Annotated in this window: 16 protein-coding genes and 3 other annotated features; of the genes, 3 read left to right on the top strand and 13 right to left on the bottom strand. The window is 41.6% G+C overall.

Going from position 1 to position 15,631, the window contains the following annotated elements; all coding sequences use genetic code 11:
* Positions 1-346: 346 nt before the first annotated feature.
* Both CUU66_RS03955 and CUU66_RS23975 read left to right on the top strand, forming a co-directional pair.
* On the top strand, positions 347-538 hold the full coding sequence (locus CUU66_RS03955) for a hypothetical protein (RefSeq protein WP_101640381.1): 192 nt from the start codon (positions 347-349) through the stop codon (positions 536-538).
* A 266-nt stretch (positions 539-804) separates the two neighbouring features.
* Entirely contained in the window at positions 805-978 is a 174-nt protein-coding gene (locus tag CUU66_RS23975) for a hypothetical protein (protein WP_180955145.1), read from the top strand.
* 17 nt (positions 979-995) lie between these two features.
* Here CUU66_RS23975 and pheT read toward each other — a convergent pair whose 3' ends face one another.
* The 3 genes from pheT to CUU66_RS03940 form a co-directional block, all read right to left on the bottom strand.
* Entirely contained in the window at positions 996-3,410 is a 2,415-nt protein-coding gene (gene pheT / locus CUU66_RS03950) for a phenylalanine--tRNA ligase subunit beta (RefSeq protein ID WP_101640380.1), read from the bottom strand.
* A gap of 16 nt (positions 3,411-3,426) precedes the next feature.
* On the bottom strand, positions 3,427-4,467 hold the full coding sequence (gene pheS, locus CUU66_RS03945) for a phenylalanine--tRNA ligase subunit alpha (protein ID WP_101640379.1): 1,041 nt from the start codon (positions 4,465-4,467) through the stop codon (positions 3,427-3,429).
* Between the two features lie 67 nt (positions 4,468-4,534).
* Positions 4,535-4,766: a binding site (T-box leader), on the bottom strand.
* A gap of 91 nt (positions 4,767-4,857) precedes the next feature.
* Entirely contained in the window at positions 4,858-5,613 is a 756-nt protein-coding gene (locus CUU66_RS03940) for a TrmH family RNA methyltransferase (protein ID WP_101640378.1), read from the bottom strand.
* A gap of 119 nt (positions 5,614-5,732) precedes the next feature.
* Between CUU66_RS03940 and sspI the strand changes: the two genes are divergently transcribed.
* On the top strand, positions 5,733-5,942 hold the full coding sequence (sspI, locus tag CUU66_RS03935) for a small acid-soluble spore protein SspI (RefSeq protein WP_101640377.1): 210 nt from the start codon (positions 5,733-5,735) through the stop codon (positions 5,940-5,942).
* 62 nt (positions 5,943-6,004) lie between these two features.
* On the opposite strand, the gene CUU66_RS03930 is transcribed toward sspI, so the two are convergent.
* From CUU66_RS03930 to dnaI, 10 genes are all read right to left on the bottom strand, one after another.
* On the bottom strand, positions 6,005-6,646 hold the full coding sequence (locus tag CUU66_RS03930) for a M50 family metallopeptidase (RefSeq protein WP_101640376.1): 642 nt from the start codon (positions 6,644-6,646) through the stop codon (positions 6,005-6,007).
* Positions 6,647-6,706: 60 nt separating this feature from the next.
* Positions 6,707-7,201: a dUTP diphosphatase gene (locus CUU66_RS03925; protein WP_101640375.1), complete on the bottom strand. Its 495-nt coding sequence runs from the start codon at positions 7,199-7,201 to the stop codon at positions 6,707-6,709.
* A gap of 15 nt (positions 7,202-7,216) precedes the next feature.
* A complete protein-coding gene (locus CUU66_RS03920; protein WP_101640374.1) occupies positions 7,217-7,486 on the bottom strand; it encodes a DUF1294 domain-containing protein in 270 nt (89 codons plus the stop codon).
* 665 nt (positions 7,487-8,151) lie between these two features.
* A complete protein-coding gene (gene rplT / locus CUU66_RS03915; RefSeq protein WP_101640373.1) occupies positions 8,152-8,511 on the bottom strand; it encodes a 50S ribosomal protein L20 in 360 nt (119 codons plus the stop codon).
* Positions 8,512-8,544: 33 nt separating this feature from the next.
* Complete coding sequence (gene rpmI / locus CUU66_RS03910; RefSeq protein WP_101640372.1) at positions 8,545-8,745, bottom strand: 50S ribosomal protein L35; 201 nt, start codon at positions 8,743-8,745, stop codon at positions 8,545-8,547.
* A gap of 21 nt (positions 8,746-8,766) precedes the next feature.
* A complete protein-coding gene (gene infC, locus CUU66_RS03905; protein WP_101640371.1) occupies positions 8,767-9,270 on the bottom strand; it encodes a translation initiation factor IF-3 in 504 nt (167 codons plus the stop codon).
* 112 nt (positions 9,271-9,382) lie between these two features.
* Positions 9,383-9,515: a sequence feature (ribosomal protein L20 leader region), on the bottom strand.
* Positions 9,516-9,662: 147 nt separating this feature from the next.
* A complete protein-coding gene (thrS, locus tag CUU66_RS03900) occupies positions 9,663-10,868 on the bottom strand; it encodes a threonine--tRNA ligase (protein WP_374702963.1) in 1,206 nt (401 codons plus the stop codon).
* Positions 10,869-11,266: 398 nt separating this feature from the next.
* Complete coding sequence (thrS, locus tag CUU66_RS03895; protein WP_101640369.1) at positions 11,267-13,198, bottom strand: threonine--tRNA ligase; 1,932 nt, start codon at positions 13,196-13,198, stop codon at positions 11,267-11,269.
* A gap of 88 nt (positions 13,199-13,286) precedes the next feature.
* Positions 13,287-13,527, bottom strand: a binding site (T-box leader).
* 70 nt (positions 13,528-13,597) lie between these two features.
* Complete coding sequence (locus CUU66_RS03890) at positions 13,598-14,473, bottom strand: putative sporulation protein YtxC (RefSeq protein WP_101640368.1); 876 nt, start codon at positions 14,471-14,473, stop codon at positions 13,598-13,600.
* Between the two features lie 223 nt (positions 14,474-14,696).
* Positions 14,697-15,629: a primosomal protein DnaI gene (dnaI, locus tag CUU66_RS03885; protein WP_101640367.1), complete on the bottom strand. Its 933-nt coding sequence runs from the start codon at positions 15,627-15,629 to the stop codon at positions 14,697-14,699.
* Between the last annotated feature and the right edge of the window lie 2 nt (positions 15,630-15,631).

The raw sequence follows: 15,631 nt of genomic DNA, 5'->3' as shown, positions 1-15,631 counted from the left end.
CAGTCGCTCGTAAGCAACTTAATAATCATAACACATATCAATCATCTGGTCAACATCTTTTTTTGAAGAAGTTATGAACCAGAGTTACTCAGTCGCTTAAAGCAACTTTAATATCTTAACACGGCTAAAGAATCTCGTCAACACTTTTTTCAACAGCCGAAATACCAGCAGCTCGAAAAACTTCATTTGAATAGATGAAATCCATTTTCTTTACCTTCAGACAGTCTGTGATGCACATGAGACATTTCTCATTCTTCTTCCTATACATATTAGTCTTACCTAATATATTGTTAATACTATTCGGCATTCCTTTCCCCCGCCTGTTTAGAAAGGTGGAGTTTCAATAATGGATTTAAAAAAACGTCTTTTTCATGTTATTGGATTGGCAGCTCTCCCTGCGCAGGCAAAAACACCCCGGCACGAAATCTTACAGGTGAATTTACGTTTATTTATTACAAATGTGATGTCTATTATGAAGATCAAATGTCCAGGAGCTCAGAGGGGAAAAACAGCCTGCCATTATAAAATAAAAGATTAAACACGGAATCAAGTATGGTCAAGCCAATTTTGTTCTCTTACAGTTGACAGCAAGTTAACGAAGTTATAACTGTGTACCGAGAACAATTCCAGGTTTATATTGGAGGATTTACTGAGCCTCCTCAGCACAACAAACATCCTGGAGGAAGGGGCAGGATTACTGCCTGAATTGGTTGCCCCTGCTTTCAAACCAAACCTGGCTATATGGATGGTCCCTTCATCTGATTTTCAGGTAAACCAATACGAATGTGCAGAAACTCAAATTCGATGAAGAGAGACGTCAAATTTGCTGAAAGAATTACTGCGGGTGTTGCAGCACTTAAGGTAACTGCAATAACAGCGGACGGCACCAAGTCTATTGATCAGGGTTATGAAGAGTTCATTACACATTACAGCCTTACGTATACAACAGTCCTGAATAAAAAGAAAGCATCTCACTAAAGCGAGATGCTTTTTCATTATGCTCTTAATGCTGCCCCTGTTTTTTCTTCGACAGTCTTTAGTACTTTATTATGGGCTTTTGTTACTTCTTCATCCGTTAAAGTACGCTCTGGATCGAGATATTTCAGTGAGAACGCAATCGACTTCTTCCCCTGCTCCATACGCTCTCCCTCATATAGGTCAAATACAGAAACTTCTTTTAACAATTTGCCGCCTGCTTCTGTTATAACACTGTAGATTTGGCCAGCTGCAGTTTCCCGGTCCACAACTAAAGCAATATCTCTTGTGATGGAAGGGAATCGAGGAATCGAAGTATAAGAAATCGGCTCAACATGTACCTTTAAAACGCTTTGTAAAGATAATTCAAACACAAAGGTTTCCTTAAGATCCATGTCTTTTTGAACTTTCGGATGAATCTGGCCAACAAAACCAACCGCTTCACCGTTCAGCTTGATTTCTGCAGTACGCCCTGGATGCATTCCCGGTATTGCCGCAGGATGATAGGAAACAGCCTCGGATATACCAAGGACTGAAAACAGACCTTCAAGCACTCCTTTTGCCACATAAAAATCTACAGGCTTTTTCTCACCCTGCCATAATTGAGAATGCCATAAACCTGTTAATGCACCAGCTAAATGTTCCTTCTCCACCGGCAGTTCATGTTCTCCATTTTTCAGGAATACGGACCCTGTTTCATATATAGCAATCGAGTCATTTTGTCTTGCGATGTTGTATTTTAAGATTTCAAGCAGCTGCGGAGTGATGCTTAGCCTTAGGGTGCTGCGCTCTTCACTCATTGGCATAGCAAGGCGGATAGTATCAGCTGTTTCCAATGCATATTGGTTTGCTTTTTCATTTGTTGTCAAAGAATAAGTCACAGCCTGGTAAAGGCCTGCTCCTTCAAGAAAGCTTCTTACTTTCCTTCTCTTCAATTGATAAGAAGTTAATCCCCCGGGACCCGTTTCAGCTACAGGGAGTGTCAGCGGAAGATTATCATAACCGAACAAACGTGCCACTTCCTCAATTAAATCCTCTTCAATCGTGATATCTCCACGTCTAGTAGGAACAGTTACAGTAATTTCATCCCCTGAAACATCCACTGTGAACTGCAGGCGTTTGAAGATGCTTTGAACTTGATCCATTTGTAAATGAGTTCCTAGAACTCTGTTGATCTTTTCAAGCGTGATTGAGACCACTGCCGGTTCAATTTGGAGAGCGTCTGCTGTAACGGATCCATTTAGAACTGTTCCGCCGGCATATTGAGCCATTAAGTCTGCAGCCCGCTCTGCGGCTTGGCGTACGCGGTTTGGATCTACTCCTTTTTCATATCGTGAACTCGCTTCACTTCTAAGCCCATGATCTTTTGAGGCTTTACGGATGACCCCGCCTGTAAAATAAGCAGATTCCAGTAAGACAGTCGTGGTATCTGTATCAACTTCTGAATTAGCACCGCCCATAACTCCTGCAAGAGCAATCGGATCTGTACCATTTGTAATAACCAAATGATCGGCTTTCAAAGTACGTTCCGCTTCATCTAACGTAACAATTTTTTCGCCCTCTGATGCTCTTCTCACAAGGATTTCTTTTGAGCCGATTTTATTATAATCAAATGCATGCAGCGGCTGGCCGTACTCAAGGAGTACATAATTCGTGATATCTACTATATTATTATGAGGACGTATACCGCTATTCATTAGGAGCGTCTGCATCCATAAAGGCGATGGGCCGATCTTTACATCCTTAATTACTTTAGCAACGTATAACGGGTTATCCTCCTTCGCATCAACTTTTACAGAAATATAGCCGGAAGCTTCTTCCGAGGAAGAGTGTTCCGAAATTTCCGGCCACTTCACTTCTCTGCCAAGGATGGCGCCCACTTCATACGCAACTCCAAGCATGCTCATGGCATCTGCTCTGTTCGGGGTAAGCCCAAGCTCTAAAATAGCATCATCTAATCCAAGTAATGAAAGAGCATCCTGCCCTGCCTCTGCTTCACTTGGGAAAACAAAGATACCAGACGAATAATCCTTTGCCACTACCTTCGGCTCAATTCCAAGCTCCTGTAAAGAGCAGATCATCCCATTTGATTCCTCGCCGCGAAGTTTCGCTTTTTTAATCTTGAAGTTTCCTGGAAGCACTGCACCTACAGTTGCTACAGCGACTTTCTGGCCTTTATCAACGTTTGGTGCCCCGCAAATGATTTGTACCGGGGTTTCCTGTCCGAGATCTACCTGGCAGATATTCAGCTTATCTGCTTCTGGATGTTTTACCTTTTCAAGGACATGACCGATGACAACACCTTTAATTCCTTCACTCTTCTTTTCTACACCTTCTACTTCAATACCGCTTTTTGTTATTTTTTCAGCAAGCTCTACCGGGCTTATGCCTGAAAGATCCACATATTCTTGTAACCATTTATATGATACAAACATGGCTCATCCTCCTTACTTATTCTTCGTGCTTGGAAAATTGTTTTAAGAATCGAATATCATTGGTATAGAAATGGCGGATATCATCTACGCCATATTTAAGCATGGCAATACGCTCCGGCCCCATTCCAAATGCGAATCCTGAATATTTTTTAGAATCGAATCCTGCCATTTCCAGTACATTCGGATGCACCATGCCTGCTCCAAGAATCTCAATCCAGCCTGTGCCTTTGCATACACTGCAGCCTTTTCCTCCGCATACTTTACAGGAAATGTCCATTTCTACAGAAGGCTCGGTGAATGGGAAGAAGCTTGGTCTTAAGCGGATTTCGCGATCCTCACCAAACATTTTTTTCGCAAAAACATCCAGTGTTCCTTTTAAGTCACTCATACGAATATTTTCATCTACGACAAGCCCTTCAATCTGCATGAATTGATGTGAGTGAGTGGCGTCGTCATTATCCCGGCGATACACCTTTCCAGGACAGATAATCTTAACCGGTCCTTTCCCCTGATGTTTTTCCATCGTTCTAGCCTGAACCGGGGACGTATGGGTACGCAGCAGAATGTCTTCAGTAATATAGAAAGAATCCTGCATGTCTCGAGCTGGATGTCCCTTTGGAAGGTTTAGGGCTTCGAAATTATAGTAATCTTTCTCCACTTCAGGGCCTTCCGCAACTGCGTAACCCATGCTGATAAACAAATCCTCAATTTCTTCAACCACTTTTGTTAAAGGATGCTTGCTTCCTGTACGAACTGGACTTCCTGGAAGAGTCACATCAATGGTTTCTGCTGCAAGCTTCTCAGCAATCGCAGCTTCCTCAAGCTGTACCTGTTTTGCTTCAATCTGCTCAGCAATCGCTTCCCGCACTTCATTGGCGAGCGCGCCGATTACCGGACGTTCCTCTGCGGAAAGCTTGCCCATTCCACGCAGCACTTCTGTAATCGGGCCTTTTTTCCCCAGGTAAGAAACCCGGATATCATTCAATCCTTTCAAGCTTGATGCCTCTTCAACTTTTTGAAGAGCTTCAGCCTGAAGCTCCTGCAAACGTTCCTTCATACTAAATCCTCCTTTTTGTTATGTAGACCGGCAATTTTAAAAGAAAATAAAAAAACCCCGTCCCCAAAAAAGGGACGAGGTATTATTCGCGGTACCACCCTTGTTAGCGCAATCTATGCACTCACTTCATTAGGATAACGGCTTATGCCGATGCACCTTTACTCTGCTTAGCAGAGGTCCCGGTGCCGACTCGAGAGGTGAACTTCACAGGCGGCCCATTTAAAATGCTTTCAGTCTAAGGCATTTTCTCCCTAATAAAGGGTCTTCGCACAGCTACTTTTCTCTGTCTATGTCTTTTCTTATAAAATTTACACCCTATTATAGTATAAATAAGTATGAGTTTCAAACTGAATTTTAATACTTTATGCTTTCCCGGTATTAATGGCTACTTTATTTTTTTAAGTGGTAAAGGAGAATTCCTGCGGCAACCGCCACATTTAACGACTCACTTCGCCCGAATATGGGGATGAATAAGTTTTTATCGGTTGCTGCCAGCAATTGTTTGTCGACCCCTTTTCCTTCATTTCCAACCAGAAGGGCAAATTTATCTTGTTTTTCTGCCTCTTCAAAAGGATCGGCATGTTCAAGAGAGGTCCCATATACCGGTATGCCCTGTTCCTTTAGCTGAGCAATAAAATGTGTTAAGTCTGCCTTTAATACAGGTATATGAAAGAGGCTTCCCTGTGTAGAACGAATTACCTTCGGGTTAAATAGATCAGCAGATCCCTCCCCTAACACAACTGCATCCATTCCAGCTGCATCTGCTGTGCGGATCATTGTACCGAGGTTCCCCGGGTCCTGTACCGCATCTGCCAGCAGAAATTGCTTCCCGGAAAAGTCTTCTACCTGATAAGAGGGCTGTTCGCATACAGCTGCAATCCCCTGCGGAGCCTCTGTATCAGAAATGGATTTCATGACGTCTTTGGACACGTAGATTACTTCTATATCATTTAGCTGGAACCCTATAGGCAATTCAACGTTTTCCTGCACAATAACTTCTGTTACTAAATTAGTCTCTTTAAGAGCTTCTTCCACGAGATGAAAACCCTCTATTAAAAATTTCCCTGTCTTGTCCCGGTCTTTCTTGGTTAAGAGCTTTTTCCATTGTTTAACCTGGGGATTTTTGGAGGATTCGATATACTTCAAGCCTGTCTCTCTCCTTCTACTTAAGAACTGATTTTCCTATTATATCCTAAACTCATTACATAATAAATGAAGGGATGGTTATGTTATAAAAGTAATCTTTATGATTTGGAGGGATTTTAATGAATATAAACCTGCGACATGCAGTTATCCACAACGTTACAGGGAAAACCCAGGAACAACTGGAAGAAACCATTGTCGATGCAATCACAAGAAAAGAAGAGAAAATGCTCCCGGGTCTTGGAGTTCTTTTTGAAATAATCTGGCAGAGTTCTCCTGAGAATGAAAAAAAGGAACTGGTTCAGCTGCTAGAAAGCGGATTAAAAAAGTAAAATGCTTATACGAAAAACCGTGCAGAGAAGCTTCACGGTTTTTTGTTAAAAGCAGGTATCTTTTATAATAATGAAATACACACTTTAGTAAATGAGAATAACGCGAAGGCAAAAAAAAGAATTCCCCATATTTGTGCAGGAATTTGTGTATATGCAGCAAGGCTGGCTGCATCACCAGCTTCTCCTGGTGTTTTAAAGCTCAGATATAAAACCATAAAGGCAGAGCTAATTGACTCTGTGAGCAAGATAGCCGACATGAGCATACCACCGTGTATAATCCATAGATCATTCCCTCTTATCATGATCAGCACCAAGAGCACAAGGAAGGATATGCACCAAAACACGCCATACATATTCCTCACCCACAGCAGGAGTGCCGCAGAAATTGTGATCCCCAATCCATAAAATACCCAGGATGCATGCCCTTTTGAAATAAGTGTAAAACAAAGCAGGGCAAAGGCTGATGAAAACGGATAACCCGCAAAACTCGTCATAACTCTGCCAATCCAGCTTTTTGAACCGGTCATGATAAGTCCTTCTGTATTCGCGAACAGAGAGATGCTTCTCACTTTCCCATCAAAAAGGAGGGAGCAAAGTGCATGGCCCACCTCATGAATCATTGTATGAATGATACACAAATATCTGCCGATTACAGGAATACGGCAAAGTATCAGCGCTCCTAAAATATATGCGGCAAAAACCATAAACCATAACACCTCGATTTACCCATACTAATACTACCAGCCTAACCGTTTGGAACCCTATTAATACCCCTGCTGCTGCCGCTCATAATTCACTTTATTTTTATCCATATAAAATGTCTCTATATCTGCAAAAGAAAAACCTAACAAATGTCCAAGCTTTGCATACTGGGTGAACATCTCCTTGTATACCTGTTCGCTTGGATCCTCTTTGAAGGTATTTATACTCTTATATACAGTTAGGAACTGACTGGTCATATCGCAGTCCCTGTTCTCAGCTTCATCCATATCAGGCCCAATATGCTCATAGGATTTTGTGATACCGAGCGAAAGAATAAAATGTATGCCGTCTGCATATTCCTCTAAAATCACTTCTCTAGGAGAGGACTTTTTTAAGCTCCAGAATTTGAAACATCTTGTTTCATTTGCCAGTTCCCCAACTTCTACGAGAAGCGCCAATACCTTTTTATCAAAGAGCTCCTCTTTCCTAAGCCCATGCATGGTCTCTATGTGCAGATCCAGTGATTTTTGCAACGCAAACAATTGATCATAATTCATTCATTTCACCCCGTCTTATTTTACTAGAGTAAACAGTAGAAATAGATGTATAACAACAAGCATCGGAAAACCAAATCTAAAGGACAAATGCTTAGTTTTATGCCGGAATAAATTCATTCCTAGAGTGGCCCCGATCGATCCCCCGGCTGCAGCCATCAGCCATAAAGTACTTTCTGCGATTCTGTACTGATGCTTTCTAGCTCTTTCCTTATCAACTTTCATTGTAATAAGCGAAATTACATTTATTATAAATCCATATATCGTTAATATGTAAAACCATTTCATACATACCGCTTCTTTCTTCTATAATGTTTTACTGGTTGAGCTTGAATTGGACTAATAAATAGCCTCCCAGAATTAGCTTCCATTTCCTAAACTCATTGCTTCGCTTCTTTAGCTTTACTGTCAGTTTCCCGGGAATTTTAATAATAACCCGCAAACCGCTTTTCTCACAACCATTATAAATAAAGGCTCTTTTTTAAAAGATTGTTGTTTTTTAATAGTTCTGTGAATCTACCCTATTGCTAAGCAGGTTGATTGGAACGTAAGGTGCGAGACTCCTTGATCCAGCTGCAAGCTGAGACCCTTGAGTCATAAGCCAATCCGTCTATGGGGAGAAAAGCACTCCCCACAGACGGATTGGCTTATGCTTGTCGGGTCTCTGCCTGCCATTTTGTTTACCATTTTATATCTATTTGGATTAAAACTGAGCTTTTAATATTTATAGGTTGGGCAGGCACCGCTTTCCGCTTTTCTGTGCGGGAGCAGCGGGACAGGTGAGACCCCACAGGCGAAGCCGAGGAGGCTCACCACCCGCCCCGCGGAAAGCGAGCATCCTGTAGGGGAAATCACCCCCTTGTTCAATAACACTAAAGGTTGCGAGAACAGCCTAAATAAAAAAGGATGCTCGGAGAGGAGCATCCTTTTATAAAATCCTGTAAGAGGATTTCTTATTGTTCAAGGTGTTTTTTAGCAATATTTGCAAATTCAGCAAATGCGTTTGCATCAGAGATTGCAAGCTCAGCTAGCATTTTACGGTTCACGTCAACCTCAGCAAGCTTTAGTCCGTGCATTAAACGGCTGTAAGAAAGACCGTTCATACGAGCTGCTGCGTTGATACGAGTGATCCAAAGCTTACGGAAATCGCGTTTTTTCTGACGACGATCACGGAAAGCATATTGTAGAGATTTCATTACTTGTTGGTTAGCTACTTTGAACAAAATATGTTTTGCACCATAGTAACCTTTTGCTAATTTAATGACTTTTTTACGACGTTTGCGAGTAACAGTACCGCCTTTTACACGTGGCATGTTATTTCCCTCCTATATATAAATCTCGTTAAATTACTTAATGTTGTCTAACATGTGGCGAATGCGTTTGAAGTCACCTTTGCTTACAAGGGCTGCTTTGCGAAGCTTACGCTTAGCTTTAGTAGATTTGTTAGCAAATAAGTGGCTTGTATAAGCGTGTGACCGCTTAAGTTTACCGGAACCTGTCTTTTTGAAACGTTTTGCAGTTCCACGGTGAGTTTTCATTTTTGGCATAAGGGATTCCTCCTCATAACATTACTTTTCGTTTTTAGGTGCTAATAGTATAAACATGCTTCGGCCATCCATTTTTGGATGTGTTTCAATTGTGGAAATATCCTTGCATGCTGCTGAAAAACGGTCAAGAACACGTTGTCCAATCTCTTTATGAGTGATCGCACGGCCTTTAAAGCGGATAGATGCTTTTACTTTGTCACCTTTTTCAAGGAACTTTCGGGCATTTTTCAACTTTGTATTGAAGTCATGTTCTTCAATTGTCGGGCTGAGGCGAACCTCTTTTAAGTTAATGATCTTTTGGTTTTTGCGTGCTTCTTTATCTTTCTTTTGCTGCTCAAAACGATGTTTTCCATAGTCCATTATACGGGCTACTGGAGGCTTTGCATTTGGAGCAACCAATACGACGTCAAGATTGACACGCGCAGCAATTTCTAAGGCTTCAAATTTAGTTTTGATTCCTAATTGCTCTCCGTTTTGGTCTATGAGACGAAGTTCGCGGGCACGAATACCCTCGTTTACCATCATGTCTTGTTTGCTAATAATTAGCCACCTCCAAGGTAATTTTGGCGAATACAACGTTTAAGGTTATTTAAAAGCTGTCCTCATTCACCATGATTGCTGTTTGTTTATCAAAAAAGCAAATAAAAAAGTGTGGATGCTAGATACACCCACACTGATTAATTAATAGACAAAGTCAGATAATCATCATGAACCTGTTAACTGCAAGAATGCGTCGATCAGGTGAGAAGCGGGTGCCTCTTCTTTTTCTCAAACACGTATTCAATTCACCTTAGAAAATATAACATGGAAAACGACTAACTGTCAACCATTAAATTATTTTCACAACAAAACATATATTATCAGATATTCCGTTTTGTTGCAATAGCATTTCAGAAAATTATTTCAGACTGTACAAACTAGATGCTCTCAATCTCGAGTTTAAGTTGCTTTAACACCTCGTCAAGTTTTTGTACGTTTGACTTTTTCTCTTTTCGCTTTCTAATGGAAACAGTCTGATTCTGCACTTCCTGATCACCTATGACAATCAAGTATGGAATCTTCTGCATTTCCGCTTCTCTGACCTTTAGTCCCATTTTCTCCATTCGCTGGTCTGATTCTACCCGTAATCCAGCTGCTGCTAACTGTTGTTTAACTTCAGCCGCATAGTCTGCATGAATGTCAGAAATCGGTATGATTTTCGCCTGGACCGGAGCAACCCATAACGGAAATTCACCGGCATAGTGTTCAATCAAGATAGCCATAAACCGCTCAATCGACCCATAAATGGCCCGATGAATCATAACTGGCATATGGGGCTTATTGTCCTCTCCAATATAAGCACAGCCAAATTTTTGAGGCATTTGAAAATCAAGCTGGACTGTGCCGCACTGCCAGCTCCGTCCTAAAGAATCTAAAATATGAAAATCTATTTTCGGGCCGTAGAAAGCACCGTCTCCATGATTAATCTGATAATCTAAGCCCTTCGCTTCCAGTACAGATTCCAGGGAAGCTTCCGCCTTATCCCACATTTCAGGGGATCCCATAAAGTCTTCCGGCCTAGTTGAAAGCTCCACCTTGTAGCTGAATCCGAATTTGGAATAAATGTCATGGATTAAATCGAGAATGCCGCCGATTTCAGTTTTAATTTGGTCTTCACGGACAAAAAGGTGGGCATCATCCTGTGTAAAGGAGCGGACCCGGAGCAATCCATTAAGAGAACCAGACAGCTCATGTCTGTGCACAAGGCCAAGCTCCGCATATCGCACCGGAAGTTCCCGGTAGCTTCGGCGTTTACTGTTAAAAATAAGAACAGCTCCCGGACAGCTCATAGGTTTAATGGCATAATTTTGTTCATCCACATTTGAAAAATACATATTTTCATGATAATGATCCCAGTGTCCAGATTGCTCCCAGAGAGATTGCTTCATCATAATGGGCGTTTTTATCTCCTGATAACCGGCTGATTGATGCTTTTTCTTCCAAAAGCCTTCCAGTTCATTTCTGAGCGCCATACCCTTCGGAAGGAAAAAAGGCATTCCCGGAGCCTCTTCCATCGATGTGAATAATTCTAAATCCTGCCCTAATTTACGATGATTCTGTACTTCCGCTTGATTTAATTTCATCATATTTACCTCCTGCAATAATTTATTTTTTGTGTTCCGCAGCCGGCTTAGAGATTTTTGAATATAAAAAAACGCACCCATCCCCAAAAAAGGGACGAGTGCGTCGTGGTTCCACCCTTGTTTCATAAAGAAAATAGATTCTTTGTGCTCAAAGTCGAAGTAACGGTCCGGTACCGATTATGGATACTATCTTTCCCCATAATAGCTCAGGAGGCGGTAAATCACTCTGCTTTCTTCAGGGGCTTCCAGCCTGCGGCCCCGTTCTCTGGTAAAGAAAACTGTGGAGTGATTGTTGTCCTCGTCATCGCTTTTCATATCATAATTCATTTGAATTTACGTGTTTCCAGATTGTATCTGCCAATTATGCGGCTGTGATCATGTCCCCGCTTAAATGAGACTTATCGTCTTACTTCTTTTGAAATCATTTCTTGGAAATCGGCAAAACTCATTGTTTCTGATTTTTGTTCACCGTATTTACGTACATTCACAGCATTTTCTTGGATTTCATTATCCCCTACAACAAGCATATACGGGATTTTTTGCATTTGAGCCTCACGGATTTTATAACCTATTTTTTCATCGCGGTGATCCAGTTCAACTCGAAGGCCAGCCTCCTGCAGTTTCTCCTGGATCTGCTTAGCATAATCAAGATGCGCTTCTGGTGATACAGGTATTACTTGAACCTGTACGGGCGCAAGCCACGTCGGGAAAGCTCCTTTGTATTCTTCGATCAAGAAGGCTACGAAACGCTCCATTGTGGAAACTACACCGCGGTGAATAACGACCGGTCGATGCGGCTTTCCATCTTCACCTACGTAAGATAAATCAAATCGTTCTGGAAGAAGGAAGTCCAGCTGAACTGTAGAAAGAGTTTCATCTTTTCCAAGCGCTGTACGAACCTGCACGTCGAGCTTAGGACCGTAGAATGCAGCTTCTCCTTCGGCTTCAAAGTAATCAAGGCCGAGTTCATCCATTGCATCCTTCAGCATGCCCTGAGCTTTTTCCCACATTTCATCGTCGTCAAAGTATTTCTCAGTATCCTGCGGATCTCTGTAAGAAAGACGGAATGAATAATCGTTAATATCAAAATCCTTATATACCGCCAAGACTAAATTTACTACACGTTTGAATTCTTCTTTGATTTGATCAGGCCGTACAAAAATATGGGCATCATTCAGCGTCATCCCTCTAACTCTCTGCAGCCCAGATAATGCTCCGGACATTTCATAGCGGTGCATCGTTCCAAGCTCAGCGATACGGATAGGCAGTTCACGGTAGCTGTGGATTGCATTTTTATAAACCATCATATGGTGCGGACAGTTCATCGGACGAAGCACAAGCTGTTCGTTATCCATATCCATCACAGGGAACATATCATCACGATAGTGATCCCAGTGCCCTGAAGTTTTATACAGATCCACGCTTCCCATGATTGGTGTATATACGTGATCATAGCCAAGTCTTACTTCTTTATCTACAATGTACCGCTCAACGATGCGGCGGATCGTAGCCCCTTTTGGAAGCCAAAGCGGCAGCCCTTGGCCAACCTTTTGTGAATTTGTAAAAAGACTCAATTCCTTGCCCAGTTTTCGGTGGTCGCGCTCTTTTGCTTCTTCAAGAAGCCTTAAATGCTCTGCTAGATCTTCCTTTTTAAAGAAAGCTGTACCGTAAATCCTCTGAAGCATTTTATTATCACTGTTGCCTCTCCAGTATGCACCGGCAATGCTCAGCAGCTTGAATTCTTTAATTTTTCCTGTTGATGGAACATGGACTCCCCGGCATAGGTCGAAGAATTCTCCCTGGCGGTATACAGTCACTGTTTCTTCAGCCGGAATGGCTTCAATCAATTCAAGTTTATATTCGTCGGCAATTTCTTTAAACATTTGTATAGCTTCGTCACGGCTGACTTCTTCGCGGACTACTTCAAGATTTTCATTAACAATTTTCTTCATTTCTTTTTCAATTAATGTGAGATCCTCAGGAGATAGTGAATCTTCAGCATCGATATCGTAATAAAATCCACCCTCAATGACCGGTCCTACGCCAAGCTTTACATTTTTATATAAACGTTTTACTGCCTGTGCCATCAAGTGCGCTGTACTATGGCGCAAAATTTCAAGCGCATCTTTGCTGTCTTGAGTTACAATTTCAATAGAACCATCGATTTCAATCGGTCTTCTCAAATCAAATAGAATTCCGTCCACTTTCCCTGCCAGAGCTTTTTTCTTTAAACCTGGGCTGATAGAGAATGCAATATCTTCAGTTGATGTACCTTTTGGGAACTCCTTTACTGCCCCATCCGGAAATGTTAGTTGTATCATTTCAGACATATCAGTCACTCCTTCATATTCTACGGCCGCTAGAAATTCTTAGCTCACCATCTCAAAACAAACAAAAAAGCCCGTCCCTGTATATATATACAGGGACGAGCTTGATATACATAAGTATAAACCCGCGGTTCCACCCTAGTTCCATCCGTTTCATGAGACAGATGACACTTGCGACCTTTTAACGGCGGTTCTTCCCGTCAGCCATTACTTCATTCACAGCTGAAGTTCAAAGGGGGTAAGCATCCTATCCGTATTAGGAAGTTTTCAGCGCAAGCCTTCCCTCTCTGGAAACCGATTTAGAATACCCATGTCCTTATCATTACTTTTAAATATAGAGGTTATTATGTAGGATATTATAGTTTGTTATGTAAGGAAATGCAAGGGCACATGGGATTTTTTTTATAGAACCTGATTCCTCTGGCTAAGCTGTTCAAGAAAATCTGCCTTGTCTAGCGCAAAACATTTTTTGGATTTTAAAACTGATCTTTCTTCAAAGATCCGTGAGATGGTTTGGATGAGCCCATTTTCCACTTCGTCTGTATACACAAAAAGCTGTTGGGGAGCCATAGAAATGAGCGGAGCAATGGTGTTCGAATCAATATATAAAGGATTCTCGGCTAATAATCTGCGGTCTATCTGCCTGAAAAGTTCGCCGCTGTCCATTTTCTTGAAAGAATCATTGTAAAAATAAAGTACTTCATCATGCAGCAGATGAAGAGCTTTTAATTTACTGGGCTGAGAGACCATAAATTCTCTAAGCGACTGGATAAAGTTTTGGTAATCCTGCTCCATTTTATATTCATCAATGGCCTGTTCAATAAACGGCATAAGAGAGCCCGCAATTCCTTTCAGCCGGAATTTAGCAAAAGAATCAAAAGAAAATGAGACATTGCTTAGCAGCATGGTGAGGAGGCTTTCTGCAATAACTTGTTGATCTAGCCCTAATCCGCCGTTCTGGTCTGTTTGGCTGCTTTCTATGATCGCTCTTGTTATCTCGATGATCTGATCGATCTCCTCTTGCTCATCATAAAAAAATTTCGACCTAATCATCTGTTCAACCCAGTTATAAATTTTTGATGTCATAATAAAGGTGTGAAGGGCATAACTTAGCACCTCAACCATTTGCCCCATTCGTTCGTCACTTACGTGTATCACAAGCCCTGTCTCAGGTATATATTCAATAAGTCCATTTACTTCAGTGCCTTTCCGGCATTTTGTAATGAAACCAAAGATTTTAAGTGCATCCGCATCATCTTCAAAATAAATCGAAACCAATGATACCCCCCCTAATACAACTTTCCTAAATATGTATATGGGATAAGCCCCTGGTTTAGAAGCCAATAACTTGTTACATCTTAGAAAAACTCTGCTTCACCGGCCCTTAAGCATTGTCTGGATCTGTTAGCTTTTTAATGCGTTATAGACATAATAAGTAACGATGTTTTCTTAACGCATCAGAAAAAGCCACCCTAAGATAGGATGGCCTTCTAATGATCTATTATCTTCTTCTATTTAATCCATCAAGGAGGACGGGTTCAGCTAGATATCTGATACGTTCCATGATCCTCGCTGCCTTTACCTCTTCAATTTCTCCCCGTTGGGATACAGTCAAGTGATTCTTCATCTGGTTGAAGTCAAAGTTTGATGAGAAGAAGGTCGGCAGGTCTTCGAGCATTCTAAATTGTAGAATAGGCCCAAATACTTCATCCCTGCCCCAGCTGCTCATGGTCTCTGCCCCCAGATCATCAAGCATGAGAACGGGTGCCTTCTTAACCATTTCCAGCTTTTCACCCAGTGTATGGTCTGAAATAGAGTTTTTAATCTCTCTTAGAAAATCAGGCACATAGACCAATAAGGAGGAAATCCTTTTTCTTGCTAGCCCATTGGCAATGGCTCCAAGCAAATAGGTTTTTCCCACCCCAAATTTCCCGTATAGATACAGCCCCTTCATTTTGCTGCCTGGAGTGTACTTCTCAACAAATTCCGTAGCTTTTTCAAGCGCTGCTACCCTGTCATCTGAACTAAAATCAAAATCTGCAATTGAGGCTGAGAGAATTTCTTTCGGGACATACAAACTTTGAATTAATTTTTCATGTTTCTTTTTCTCATCGGCATGTTCTTTGCGCGGGCATCGGTCATAATTAATATCAATATAATTCCCCCTGAGAACCAGGTGCGGGTGATACCCCTGCATCATATTTATGCAGCCATCAAGAGACGGGCAATTCGCGCATTCTTTACTTTGCGTACTATATTCATAAAGTTTACCCATGCTTTTGTTAAGCATCTCTTCAGAAATTTTTGAACTGTTTTCTTTAAGAAAGTGAGCAATATGCGGGTCATGAAGAACTTGTTCAGACAGCCGATTATACCTCTCCTGAAATTGGCCTCCATTAGCCCATTTATTCAGCGTATCATTTATGCGTTCCATTT

It is taken from the genome of Peribacillus deserti (genome assembly GCF_002863585.1).
In the GTDB taxonomy this organism is placed as follows: Bacteria; Bacillota; Bacilli; order Bacillales; family DSM-1321; genus Paraperibacillus; species Paraperibacillus deserti_A.
The sequence above is the reverse complement of the archived record's forward strand: the minus strand, read 5'-3'. Positions and strand labels throughout refer to the sequence as shown.

Excerpts from the sequence above, each read along its gene's own strand:
- CUU66_RS03955 (WP_101640381.1), top strand. The coding sequence starts at position 347 with ATGGATTTAAAAAAACGTCTTTTTCATGTTATTGGATTGGCAGCTCTC.
- CUU66_RS23975 (WP_180955145.1), top strand. The coding sequence starts at position 805 with ATGAAGAGAGACGTCAAATTTGCTGAAAGAATTACTGCGGGTGTTGCA.
- pheT (WP_101640380.1), bottom strand. The coding sequence starts at position 3,410 with ATGTTTGTATCATATAAATGGTTACAAGAATATGTGGATCTTTCAGGC.
- pheS (WP_101640379.1), bottom strand. The coding sequence starts at position 4,467 with ATGAAGGAACGTTTGCAGGAGCTTCAGGCTGAAGCTCTTCAAAAAGTT.
- sspI (WP_101640377.1), top strand. The coding sequence starts at position 5,733 with ATGAATATAAACCTGCGACATGCAGTTATCCACAACGTTACAGGGAAA.
- CUU66_RS03930 (WP_101640376.1), bottom strand. The coding sequence starts at position 6,646 with ATGGTTTTTGCCGCATATATTTTAGGAGCGCTGATACTTTGCCGTATT.
- CUU66_RS03925 (WP_101640375.1), bottom strand. The coding sequence starts at position 7,201 with ATGAATTATGATCAATTGTTTGCGTTGCAAAAATCACTGGATCTGCAC.
- CUU66_RS03920 (WP_101640374.1), bottom strand. The coding sequence starts at position 7,486 with ATGAAATGGTTTTACATATTAACGATATATGGATTTATAATAAATGTA.
- rplT (WP_101640373.1), bottom strand. The coding sequence starts at position 8,511 with ATGCCACGTGTAAAAGGCGGTACTGTTACTCGCAAACGTCGTAAAAAA.
- rpmI (WP_101640372.1), bottom strand. The coding sequence starts at position 8,745 with ATGCCAAAAATGAAAACTCACCGTGGAACTGCAAAACGTTTCAAAAAG.
- infC (WP_101640371.1), bottom strand. The coding sequence starts at position 9,270 with ATGATGGTAAACGAGGGTATTCGTGCCCGCGAACTTCGTCTCATAGAC.
- thrS (WP_374702963.1), bottom strand. The coding sequence starts at position 10,868 with ATGAAATTAAATCAAGCGGAAGTACAGAATCATCGTAAATTAGGGCAG.
- thrS (WP_101640369.1), bottom strand. The coding sequence starts at position 13,198 with ATGTCTGAAATGATACAACTAACATTTCCGGATGGGGCAGTAAAGGAG.
- dnaI (WP_101640367.1), bottom strand. The coding sequence starts at position 15,629 with ATGGAACGCATAAATGATACGCTGAATAAATGGGCTAATGGAGGCCAA.